The sequence below is a fragment of the Blautia sp. DFI.9.10 genome (assembly GCF_024461705.1).
In the GTDB taxonomy this organism is placed as follows: domain Bacteria; phylum Bacillota; class Clostridia; order Lachnospirales; family Lachnospiraceae; genus Blautia_A; species Blautia_A fusiformis.
Window position 1 is genome coordinate 17938 of the sequence record NZ_JANGAA010000010.1, and the last position, 11923, is coordinate 29860.

An 11923-nucleotide genomic window follows, 5' to 3' on the forward strand; every position below is an offset into this window, starting at 1 on the left:
TTTTCCAAGAAAACAAATTCAAAGCTGCACAGCCGCAGGATTCCTGCCGGCTGTGCAGCTCTTTTTATTTCAGATATGATTCCTGTCAGACAGATTTTTTCTCTGATCCATCACTCTTCACAGGAGGCTTTGCACGGAGCATCAAAGCTCGGGTTAAAGGCATAGAAATTTTTGGCATCCAGCTGCTCCTGCACGGATCTCAGTGCTTCACCGAAACGCTGGAAATGGACTACCTCTCTTGCCCGAAGGAAACGGATGGGATCTGCAACCTCCGGGATATTTTTCACCACCCGGAGGATATTATCGTAGGTGGAGCGTGCCTTCTGTTCTGCCGCCAGATCTTCAAACAGATCCGTGATCGGATCACCCTTACTCTGGAATTCGCAGGCATTAAAGGGCACTCCACCTGCAGCCTGCGGCCAGATTCCCACCGTGTGGTCAATATAATACGGCCCAAGTCCGCTGTTCTCGATTTCTTCCATAGAAAGATCCTTTGTCAGCTGATGGACAATGGTGGACACGATTTCCAAATGTGCCAGTTCTTCTGTTCCCACATCATTGAGCACTGCCGCGACCATCCGGTTCGGTGCGGTAAAACGCTGGGAAAGATACCGCATGGAAGCTCCTATTTCTCCGTCCGGCCCGCCATACTGGCTGGATATAAACTGTGCCAGCTTTGCGTTAGGCGTCTTGATATTTACAGGATACTGGAGTCTTTTTTCATAATTCCACATACCTTATCTGCACCCTCCTTCCTGTTCCCATGGAAACGGCTGTTCCATCCACTGCCATGACTTAAGATTGCTGTCGTTTCCGGTATCAATGGTCAGCGGTCCATAAAATTTTGCATATTTTTCCAGAAGCTCATTTCTTCTTGCTGAAAGCTCACTGTAATATTCAAGAGCTCTTTTTTCTTTTGGATGCGTATCCAGAAAAAGGAGAAGATCGTCAATGGCAAAGCTTACCTGGTCAATAAACTGCAGCAGTTCTTTTTTGGAAGTACAATTTCCATACATCATCGACTTCCTCCTCTCCTGCCGCAGAACGGCTTGCAAAGCTCAGGGAAAATAGTTCCGACCTGAAGAGCTTTTTTCAGCTCAAAGGTAGGCGCAAATTCCTGGTATGGCACATACGCCATTGCAGGAACCTGTTTTGCCATATCAGAAAATGATCGATCCGTCCGGCCTGCCATCCCGCTATTCATCCCACAGGTATACTGATATGGCCGGCAGCCCGAACGATTCATCTGAAATCGGTCCATAATCGAAATCCTTTCATTCATGATCACGCTATATTTTATGACCGTTTTTTAAACTTGTGAAAACAGGAATGTTCACTTTCCTTCATATATATCTATCTTTCTGCCATTTTTTTCTATATATACAGGAAAATATTACTGTTTAAAAATCAGATATACAGTGCTATAATATCCTTGCCTATCTTTACACGGATGGGCGCTTTTACTTATGATTTGTAGCCCTGACCGGCTATTGAAGGAGGAAATTATGCAGGTAATTATTGTAGGCTGCGGAAAAGTCGGTAGAAATCTTGCAGAGCAGCTTCAGGCAGAGGATATTGATATCACTCTTGTCGACGTTATTGCCGACAAGATCAATGATCTCTGCGAAAATATCGACGCTATGGGAATCGTCGGTAATGGTGCCAGCATCAATACTTTAATGGAGGCAGGTGTTGATACTGCAGATATTCTGATCGCAGTTACCGCTTCTGACGAGTTGAACCTTCTCTGCTGTCTGATCGCGCAGAAAGCCAACCACTGTCAGACCATCGCCCGCGTCCGTAACCCCATTTATGAAAAAGAAATCGGATTCATCAAAGAACGTCTTGGTGTTACCATGATCATTAACCCGGAGTTTGCCGCTGCCCAGGAAATTTCACGGCTTCTCCGTTTTCCATCTGCGATCAAGATTGACACCTTTGCACGTGGTCGTGTAGAACTTCTCAAGTTTAAAGTTCTCCCGGAATTCAAGCTGGACGGAATGAGCGTTTCCCAGATCTCAGATGCTTTCCGAAGTGATATTCTGGTCTGCGCGATCGAGAGCCGTGACAATGTATCCATTCCTGGTGGTGATCACATTATACACGACGGAGATATGGTTTCCATTCTGGCTTCTCCGCTTAATGCAGCGGCATTTTTCCGTAAGATCGGTCTCAAGACCAATCAGGTCAAAAACTGTATCATCGTAGGTGGCGGAACCATTTCCTATTATCTTGCCCATGCACTTCTGGGTATGAAGATCAGTGTCAAGATCATCGAGCAGAACAAAAACCGCTGTGAGCACTTAAGCGAACTGCTTCCAGATGCGACTATCATCAATGGTGACGGAACGAACCGTTCTCTTCTGCTAGAAGAAGGACTTTCCGAGTCCGAATCCTTTGTCACTCTGACAAATCTGGATGAGGAGAATGTATTTCTTGCTCTCTTTGCCAAAAGCATCTCCGATGCCAAGCTGGTTGCCAAGGTCAACCGTCTGGAATTTGATGATGTCATCGACTCCCTGGATATCGGAAGTGTCATCTACCCGAAAAATATCACTGCTGATTATATCCTGCAGTATGTCCGTGCCACTCAGAACAGCATCGGCAGCAATGTAGAAACCCTTTATCATATTCTGGATGGCAATGCAGAAGCACTGGAATTTGCGATCCGTGAGGAATCTGCCGTAACTTATATCCCTCTTGCAGAGCTGAATCTCCGCAAGAATCTTCTGGTGGGATGCCTGAACCGCAACGGCCGCATCCGCATTCCCCGTGGTCAGGATATGATCCAGGTGGGAGATACCGTGATCATCGTAACCACTCACAAGGGGCTTCGCGACATCACAGATATACTTGAAAAATAGAGGTACTGCCAAATGAATTATTCGATTATTATTTATATCCTGGGATGGATCATGAATGTGGAGGCTGTCTGTATGCTGGTTCCCGGCATCACTGCCCTTATCTACCGCGAAAAATCCGGTATTGCCTTCCTGATCACGATTCTGGCATGTCTGGCCATCGGTGTTCCACTGGTCAGCCGCAAACCGTCCAAGAAAGCGTTTTACGCCCGTGAAGGCCTTGTGACTACTGCTTTAAGCTGGATCGTCCTCAGTATTGTCGGTGCTGTGCCGTTTGTGCTCAGCGGGGCTATCCCGAATCCCATTGATGCTTTTTTTGAGATTGTTTCCGGTTTCACTACAACCGGTTCCAGTATTCTCTCCGATCCATCACAGATGCCTTACAGCATCAATATCTGGAGATGTTTTTCCCACTGGATCGGTGGTATGGGTGTTCTGGTATTTATCCTGACACTGCTTCCGCTTGCAGGTGGCTATCATATGAACCTTATGAAGGCAGAAAGCCCCGGTCCTTCCGTAGGAAAGCTTCTTCCAAAAGTCCAGTCAACTGCCAAGATCCTGTACAAGATCTACATTGCACTCACTGTTGCACTGATCATCCTCCTGCTTCTTGGGGGGATGCCTCTTTACGACAGTCTCTGTGCAGCATTTGGAACTGCCGGAACCGGTGGGTTCGGAATCAAATCCGACAGTATGGGAAGCTACAGCTTATATATTCAGATCGTCATCACCATCTTTATGATCCTGTTTGGCGTAAACTTCAATGTCTATTTTCTTCTTCTCACCAGGAAGTTTTCTCAAGCATTGAAATCTGAAGAGGTCCGCTGCTACTTCTTTGTGATCATCGCTTCTGCCCTGATGATCACATTCAATGTCCGACATCTGTTTGACAATGTGTGGGAAGCACTTCAACAGGCATTTTTCCAGGTTGGTTCTATTATCACCACCACCGGTTATGCCACTACGGATTTTAACCAGTGGCCTGCGGTATCCAGAACGATCCTGGTACTGCTTACCTTCTGTGGTGCCTGTGCCGGCAGTACAGGCGGCGGAATCAAGATTTCCCGTCTTCTGCTTCTTGCAAAATCCGTCCGCAAGGAACTGCATCTTTATCTGCATCCCAATGCAGTAAAAAAGATCAAAATGGACGGAAAAGCGGTGTCTCACGAAGTTATGCGTGCCACCAATATTTATATGATCGTTTATCTGATGATCGTGGCTACATCTATCTTTATCATCAGTTTTGATGAATTTGATCTTGTAACAAATTTCACAGCCGTAGTCACCACTTTAAACAATGTGGGTCCCGGTCTTTCCCTGATCGGTCCTACCGGAAACTTCGGGATCTTTTCTCCGCTGTCCAAGCTGGTCCTTTCTTTCGATATGCTGGCCGGCCGACTGGAGCTATTTCCGATCCTGATCCTTTTCCTTCGTGAAACCTGGAAGAAATTCTGATAAATATTCGTCATATTTTGCTATGTTTGTGGCATAAATTGTTCTTTTCACATTTATTTCAAATGTTAGACACACTTTCTTCACATTTTTACTGTATATTATAAACCATAGAAGGTGATGAACTTTCTATAATATTTTTCTTTTTCATACGCGCCGGTACGAAAGTACCGGCCTCCTTCCATTTATGGAGTATTTTTTTCCACTCCCTCATAATCGAAATCCGGAATAAAGCTTTCTGAAGCAGTTTCTCCTTCCTGTATAAATCCATTCTGAATCCCCATATCCACAGCAGCATCCAGAACTTTTTCATACTCTCTTTTTGTAACTTTCCGGTTTAATTCCTTAAATTCCACAAATTTTCTCACCGGCGTATACTGATTCATAATACTGATATAAATATCTTCCCCATAGGTTTCATGAAGATACCTCAGAGCCTTTATGGAATTTCCTGTATGTCCCGGCAGGATCAGATGACGGACAATAGTTCCTTTCCGGATGTATCCATCCTCTCCAAACTCACATTTCCCGGTCTGACGCACCATCTCTCCAATTGCAGCCTTTGCAGCCTGCACATAATCCGGCGCATAAGAAAATTTCTGTGCAAGCTCCGGATCCAGATATTTCAGATCCGGAAGATAAATGTCCACATATCCTTCCAGAAGCTTCAGGGTTTCTGTTTTTTCATACCCGCTGGAATTATACACCACCGGAATATCCAGACCATTCCTTCGGGCCATATCCAGTGCCTCTATGATCTGTGGTACATAGTGTGCACCTGTTACCAGATTGATGTTTGCAGCTCCTTTTTCCTTCAGTTCCAGAAAAATCTCTCCAAGCCGTTCCACACTTACAGCCCGTCCCCTGCTCCCGATGGCAATATCATGATTCTGGCAGAAACAGCAGCGCAGCCCGCACCCGGAAAAGAACACTGCCCCGGAGCCTTTTGTTCCGGAGATACAGGGTTCCTCCCACATATGAAGTGCAGCCCTTGCCAGATAAATTCTCTCATCCATGCCACAGAAGCCTTTTTTCCCTGCACTCCGGTCTGCCAGGCATTCTCTTGGACAAAGAGCACAAGCTGACATAATTTCTTCCGTACAGTGCGCGCTCCCTGCCATACTGCTGATTTTATTTTCATTCTCCACTTTCACTTTTCTCCTGATCTTTCTTCCAATATCGTTATTTTCTGTTATCTAGTACTAGTTTAGCACATCACGTCTGCTGCCAACAAGGCTTTCTCTGTTTACACTATATACTTAATATAGTACAATGGATTTCATGGAATCTTAAGAATTTACCCCTTTCGTCTTAATTTCCGGCTGCTATTCTAATAACATCAGGGAGGTACAAAAAAGTGGCTAACATACTTGTTTGCGATGACGACAAAGACATCGTGGAAGCTATCGAAATCTATCTTACGCAGGAAGGCTATCACATTCTGAAAGCCTATGACGGACAGGAAGCACTGGATATCCTGAACAGCGAAACTGTAGATCTGCTGATCATCGATGTGATGATGCCCCGTCTCGACGGGATCCGGGCAACAGTCAAGATCCGGGAAAGCAATCCTCTGCCCATCATCATCCTGTCCGCAAAATCTGAAGACACGGACAAAATCCTAGGCCTTAACATCGGTGCAGATGACTATATCACCAAACCTTTCAATCCTCTGGAGCTGATCGCCAGGGTAAAATCCCAGCTGCGCCGGTACACACAGCTTGGCTCCGCTGCACCGGTAGCATCAGAACACATCTACACAACCGGAGGTCTTACGGTAAACGATGACAAAAAAGAGGTGCTGGTAGATGGAGAAGCGGTACGGATGACGCCCATCGAATATAATATCCTGCTTCTTCTCATGAAAAATCCCGGACGTGTTTTTTCCACCACACAGATCTACGAGAGCATCTGGAATGAAGATGCTCTGGCCGCGGATAACACGGTAGCCGTCCACGTCCGTCACATTCGCGAAAAGATTGAGATCAACCCCAGGGATCCCCGCTATCTGAAAGTTGTCTGGGGCCTGGGTTATAAAATCGAAAAACTGAGCCGGTGAGCCAGCCGGCCATGAAGTATCTGTACTTCAGAAAGGGGTATTATGAATAAAAATAAACATACGGAAAAAAACCGTTCATTTATGCGCATTCCTGCTCTTGTCCTTGCCCTTATCCTGCCTCTGATCATGGTCTTTTCAGCGGCACTGGTGATCCAGGCAGGTATCCGGATGGACTCTGCCGAGGATCTTAAAACAAAGGATTATTTCCAGACCTCTGCTTTTGCTGACAGCTTTTACTCAAAAGCTTCCACGATCCTGTCCGGAATCTCAGCCAGAGAAATCCTAGATAAAACAAACGAAGATGCATACATTGATCTCGGAGAGCTTTATAACGGAGATTCTCTCTCCTTCAAAAACACCTCCGGACTAGCCTATTCCTTCAATGATCTTAAGGAATGGAGCTCACAGACGATCCATTCCAATGATGACTGGATCGTCCTGGGCCTTACCACCCCGGAGGGTGAAACAAAATATATGTACTATTCCGATTTCAAAAAAGCTCTGGAAGACGGAACCCTGCAGCTAAATGCCAACTCCGGTGCCCTGAAACACGAGGGAATTTCCCAGAAAGACTGGACTGAGAGGATTCTTTCCGCTCTGAGCGCCGAATATGCAGACGGCGGCATCCAGTCACAGGAACCTTTGAAAAACATCACAGACAAAAACGGAAACGTGGTTTACACAGATGTGGCAAATATGCTCACTCCGATCCTTGAAATCCCCTGTGCACCGGAAGGTTACGACAGTCTCCTGGATTACATGAATTCCACCTCATCCAAAACCAGGAATTTCAAGGGGAACCTGAACGATGCCTTTGAGCAGCTGGATAATGCCCGGGATCTTTTTTCCAGCTGGACAGAAGCTGCTCAGACACTGGATGAGTACAGCAGTGATAATTCCAATATCCATTATGCCTATACGGATAACACCTCACAGAAAATCTTCACAAATACAGATGCAGCCTATACTTCCGACCTGACTGATATTTCCGGTTTTTCAGACAAAAAGCCTTACGTGTTCCTAAGTGTCAACGAAGCTGCCACAGATGAGAAAAATGCCCGGAATGGTCTTATGAATCTGAATCTTTCTGCTGCTGCAAACCCTTCTGTAGGAAACTGGATCGATCTCCTTCGAAATTCCACATACGATGAAAACTGCAGTTTTCTTGCCTGGATCGATGATACCAGCCTTCCTGTACAGGATTCCATTAAAACTGACAGACAGCATTTCCTGACTTACCGTACTTTATTTATCCCGGCTGCTGTGATCACCATGATCAGTTTTCTGCTCTTTATCATAGATTTTATCTGGCTTACTGTCCACACCGGAAGAAGAAATTCCGATAGCGGTAATACAGACACTGTTCAGCCAGAACTGAACTTTTTTGACAGGATCTATACGGAAGCAGCAGCAGGACTTGTGTGTATCCCGGCACTTGGTGTATTGACCGCAGGACTGAGCATGCAAGCTTGCACCTATAACCTTGTCTCCTCCCTGATCATCCTGGGTATCACGATTTTCCTGATCACGTGCCTGTTCTGGATCGGCTATTTAAGCCTGATCCGCAGGATCAAAGCTCGCACCCTGTGGAAAAACAGCCTGCTTCGCAAATGCCTGAAGCTTCCCCGTCTGTGTCTTTGTAAAGCCGGTAAGCTGATCGATTTTTTCTCCAGGAATACCATCAGCAGAATACGTATGGTAGTGGGACTTGGCGTATTTCTATTCCTTGAATTTTTCTTCAGTGCCCTGCTCGCGGCATCTGATGGATGGTTCCTGATGTTTTTGCTTCTATTCCTTCTGGATCTGGGTGCGCTTTTCTGCGTCTACAAAATTGCTCTTGGACGGGAACTCCTCCTTGATGGCCTAAAACGGATCACCGATGGAGAGCTCACTTACAAGATCCCGGAAAAGGAACTCCGTGGTGATCAGAAAGCAATGGCACAGTATATCAACCGCATTGGTGACGGGCTGGACGCTGCCGTGGAAAAAAGCCTCAAAGATGAGCGTATGAAAACCGAATTGATCACTAATGTCTCCCATGATCTGAAAACGCCACTGACTTCCATCATCAATTACATTGATCTGCTGAAAAGGCTGAACCTCAAAGATCCGGAAGCACTGAAATATCTTGAGATCCTGGACTCAAAGGCACATCGTCTGAAAAGTCTGACCGAAGATGTAGTGGAAGCTTCCAAAGCCAGTACCGGAAATCTTTCTCTGGAAATGACGGAACTGAACTTTGTGGAAATGCTTTACCAGGTGATGGGTGAATTCGAAGAACGGATGAAAAGCAGACATCTGACCCTGATGACACATCTGCCTGATTTTCCTGCCATGATCTATGCCGATGGCAGACGGATGTGGCGTATCCTTGAAAATCTTTTCGGCAATATTCTGAAATATGCCATGGAGAACACAAGAGTCTATGCAGAAGTTCTTCTGGAAAAAGATCAAGTCATCTTTACCCTGAAAAATATTTCCGCACAGCCTCTGAACATTCCGGCTGAAGAACTGACCGAACGTTTCATCCGCGGCGATGTTGCCAGAAATACAGAAGGCAGCGGACTTGGATTATCCATCGCACAGAGCCTTACCCAGCTTCAAGGTGGCACCTTTAAACTTTATCTGGACGGTGACCTTTTCAAAGTCTGCTTAAGTTTTCCACTGAAGATCTCTCCCACAGTCTTATCCGCACCGGAAGATCCTCATTCCGAAGCACATTCTTAACCATTCATAAAAAACAGCAGCGGAAGCCCTGATGATATGATGAATCAGGAGCCAGGCTGCTGTTTTTCTCTTATTTTTGTTCTCTTTTACACTTTAATGGTGATCTCACGGTCTGTCCGGTTATATTTATAATACCGGACTCCGGCTGCATCCAGCATTTTTTTGGATGCGATCACCGACGGAGTATCTGCATATTTATCACAGTCGTATACGATAGTCCTGATCCCTGCCTGGATAATAGCCTTGGCACATTCGTTGCAGGGAAACAGGGACACATAAAGCTTGGCACCTTCCAGACTTCCTCCTCGGTAGTTCAGGATGGCATTGAGCTCACTGTGTGTCACATAAAGATATTTGGTATCCAGCGGATCTCCTTCTCTTCCCCAGGGAAACTCATCATCGGAACATCCCTTTGGAAATCCATTGTATCCCATTGACAGGATCTTGTTATCTTCACTTACGATACAGGCACCAACCTGTGAATGCGGATCCTTGGAACGCATGCCGGAAAGCATGGCAACACCCATAAAATACTCATCCCAGGAAAGATATCCCTGTCGTTTCTGTCCTTTTTTATCCATACAGAATCCTCTTTTTCTATTGGTTTCTTACTGATCGATCAATCCTCAATCATGTTGATTCTTCTGATATGACGCTCATCCCCGGAAAATGGTGTATCCAGGAATGTATCCACGATCTTCAGAGCAAGTCCCGGTCCTACTACACGACCGCCCATGGCCAGAATGTTGGCATCGTTATGAAGTCTTGTTGCCTCTGCAGTAAAGCAATCTGTACAAAGTGCAGCACGGATTCCCTTGAATTTATTAGCAGTGATGGAAATTCCGATACCTGTTCCGCAGATCAGGATTCCTTTCTCACACTCACCGTCTACGATTGCCTGTGCTACTTTCTTTCCATAAACAGGATAGTCTACAGATTCCGGACCATTGCATCCAAAATCTTTGTACTCCAGTCCTCTCTCTTCCAGATGCTTCTTTACCTCCTGCATCAGCTCATAGCCGCCATGATCACATCCCAGTGCTATCATTTTCTTTCTCCTCCTCAACGTTGATAATTTTATGACCAGCCGCTTTCAGTAAGCGGTTCATGATCGCCTGTCCCATTCTTGGTGTAAAAAATGCCTCTGAATAAATGGCACTTACATTACAGCTGTCAAAATCACGCAGGACCTCGTACAGATGATGCGCGATCGTTTCTTCCTGCTCCCGGCTTCCGATACTCTTTACGATTCCATGTGAATATCGGCCTTTTGTTTCATCTGTTGCGATGATCCCCACCGTCAGTCCCTTCTCCTCAGCCTCTCCGGCTCTTTTTTCGATCTCCGCGATCACACCCTCTGTGGCCCCCTCCACAATGGCAAGATCTGCCTTTGGTGCATAATGACGGTATTTCATTCCCGGTGCTTTTGGATGGACTTTGCTGTCCGGTTTGATCAGCCCCTTATCCATCCTTACATCTCCAAGTGTTTCCCGGAGCATTTCCAGGGAAATATATCCCGGCCGCAGGACTACCGGTATGTCTTCTGTAAAATCTACGATCGTAGATTCCAGACCGATATTTACCTGTCCTCCATCAATGATCATATCAATGGCTTCTCCCAGATCCTCTGCCACATGTCCCGCTGTCGTAGGACTTGGTCTTCCGGAAGTATTGGCACTTGGCGCTGCCACATATCCGCCAGCCGCAAGGATCAGCTCCTGTGCGATAGGATCACTTGGAAAACGTACTGCCACACTGTCCAGTCCTCCGGTTGTTTCCTTTGGCACGATATCTGCCTTGGGAAGGATCATTGTCAGCGGACCCGGCCAGTATTTCTCAGCCAGTATTCTGGCTTTTTCAGGAACCTCCGTAACGATCTTATCCAGGTCACGGATATCTGCGATATGTACGATCAGCGGATTGTCCGAAGGTCTTCCCTTGGCTGCATAGATCTTCATCGATGCTTTCGGATCCAGGGCATTTCCTCCAAGGCCGTATACAGTCTCTGTGGGAAATGCCACAAGCCCGCCGTTTTTCAGAATCTCGCCACCTTTGGCAATTGCCTTTCTGTCTATATTCTCCGCTGTCATAACTGCTATTTCTGCTTTCATTTTACGCTCCATTTACTGTCTAATATAAATCCCCTGCTCTTCAATAAAATCTTCCAGATCCTGAAGGGCATCCTGTGCCCAGGTTTCGGATTTCTGAAAAGTCTCCGGGAAAAACATGTCTTTTACTATTTTTTTACCTGTTTCTGTTTTAAAGATCTTCTCTGCACTTTTCTTTATATGTTCTTTATCCAGTCCATCTTCAAAATAATTAACCAGAAAATCAGCTTCCACAAGGATCTGATAATCCAGCCCGTCAATATCCTTATAGGTATGATGATGTCCTACCAGATATTCCACTCTGCGGATCACCCTCTCCTGAAAGCCCAGTGCGGTAAGCATCTCGCTGGCAGCTGCCGGACCTTCTGCTTCCTGCGTCTTTCCATCAGAGCGTCCGTATTTTTCCATACCGACTTTGATCCCGATATCATGAACGAGAGCCGCAGCTTCCAGAACATACATCGTATCTTCATCCAGACCCTCACTCTGGCCGATCAGCCTTGAAAGATCATGCACCTTCACAAAATGCTGGATATGCTTCGGATCCCCCTGATAATAATGGATCATTTCCATATAAAGTCTGTCGATTCTGTTCATAATATCCTCCTCCCTGCTGCCATACTGCAACTATCACTTTTTTCTGTATACTGCTCAGCAGAAATCTCCTGCTGAGCATATCCGTTAACAGATAGCTACATAATAGTTACATTATAGCG

General features: G+C 45.9%; 12 protein-coding genes. 4 read left to right on the plus strand and 8 right to left on the minus strand.

Annotated features, from left to right (window positions below):
- Positions 1–110: 110 nt before the first annotated feature.
- From NE671_RS07755 to NE671_RS07765, 3 genes are read right to left on the minus strand one after another with little or no spacing between them, the layout of a single operon-like run.
- Positions 111–734 (minus strand): manganese catalase family protein, encoded by a 624-nt coding sequence (locus NE671_RS07755; protein WP_015527157.1) that lies wholly within the window; start codon positions 732–734, stop codon positions 111–113.
- A gap of 3 nt (positions 735–737) precedes the next feature.
- Complete coding sequence (locus NE671_RS07760) at positions 738–1016, minus strand: spore coat protein CotJB (RefSeq protein ID WP_015527158.1); 279 nt, start codon at positions 1014–1016, stop codon at positions 738–740.
- Positions 1016–1261 carry a spore coat associated protein CotJA gene (locus NE671_RS07765; RefSeq protein ID WP_015527159.1) on the minus strand — a complete coding sequence of 82 codons (246 nt, stop codon included), beginning with the start codon at positions 1259–1261 and terminating at the stop codon, positions 1016–1018. Before NE671_RS07765 ends, NE671_RS07760 begins: the two co-directional genes overlap by 1 nt.
- Positions 1262–1505: 244 nt before the next feature.
- On the opposite strand from NE671_RS07765, the gene trkA reads away from it, so the two are divergent.
- On the plus strand, positions 1506–2864 hold the full coding sequence (gene trkA, locus NE671_RS07770) for a Trk system potassium transporter TrkA (protein WP_015527160.1): 1359 nt from the start codon (positions 1506–1508) through the stop codon (positions 2862–2864).
- Between the two features lie 12 nt (positions 2865–2876).
- Positions 2877–4316 carry a TrkH family potassium uptake protein gene (locus NE671_RS07775; RefSeq protein ID WP_021651380.1) on the plus strand — a complete coding sequence of 480 codons (1440 nt, stop codon included), beginning with the start codon at positions 2877–2879 and terminating at the stop codon, positions 4314–4316.
- A gap of 182 nt (positions 4317–4498) precedes the next feature.
- Here NE671_RS07775 and NE671_RS07780 read toward each other — a convergent pair whose 3' ends face one another.
- Complete coding sequence (locus NE671_RS07780) at positions 4499–5434, minus strand: radical SAM protein (RefSeq protein WP_044961497.1); 936 nt, start codon at positions 5432–5434, stop codon at positions 4499–4501.
- A 236-nt stretch (positions 5435–5670) separates the two neighbouring features.
- On the opposite strand from NE671_RS07780, the gene NE671_RS07785 reads away from it, so the two are divergent.
- Positions 5671–6372: a response regulator transcription factor gene (locus tag NE671_RS07785; protein WP_021651384.1), complete on the plus strand. Its 702-nt coding sequence runs from the start codon at positions 5671–5673 to the stop codon at positions 6370–6372.
- 42 nt (positions 6373–6414) lie between these two features.
- A complete protein-coding gene (locus NE671_RS07790) occupies positions 6415–9099 on the plus strand; it encodes a sensor histidine kinase (protein WP_256163840.1) in 2685 nt (894 codons plus the stop codon).
- A gap of 86 nt (positions 9100–9185) precedes the next feature.
- Here NE671_RS07790 and NE671_RS07795 read toward each other — a convergent pair whose 3' ends face one another.
- From NE671_RS07795 to NE671_RS07810, 4 genes are read right to left on the minus strand one after another with little or no spacing between them, the layout of a single operon-like run.
- Positions 9186–9680 carry a deoxycytidylate deaminase gene (locus NE671_RS07795; protein ID WP_015527165.1) on the minus strand — a complete coding sequence of 165 codons (495 nt, stop codon included), beginning with the start codon at positions 9678–9680 and terminating at the stop codon, positions 9186–9188.
- 38 nt (positions 9681–9718) lie between these two features.
- Positions 9719–10147, minus strand: coding sequence for a ribose 5-phosphate isomerase B (rpiB, locus tag NE671_RS07800; RefSeq protein WP_015527166.1), 429 nt, complete (start codon positions 10145–10147; stop codon positions 9719–9721).
- Positions 10128–11210, minus strand: a complete 1083-nt coding sequence (locus tag NE671_RS07805; RefSeq protein WP_173723237.1) for an L-threonylcarbamoyladenylate synthase — start codon at positions 11208–11210, stop codon at positions 10128–10130. Before NE671_RS07805 ends, rpiB begins: the two co-directional genes overlap by 20 nt.
- A gap of 12 nt (positions 11211–11222) precedes the next feature.
- Positions 11223–11804, minus strand: coding sequence for an HD domain-containing protein (locus tag NE671_RS07810; RefSeq protein WP_173761279.1), 582 nt, complete (start codon positions 11802–11804; stop codon positions 11223–11225).
- Positions 11805–11923 lie beyond the last annotated feature (119 nt).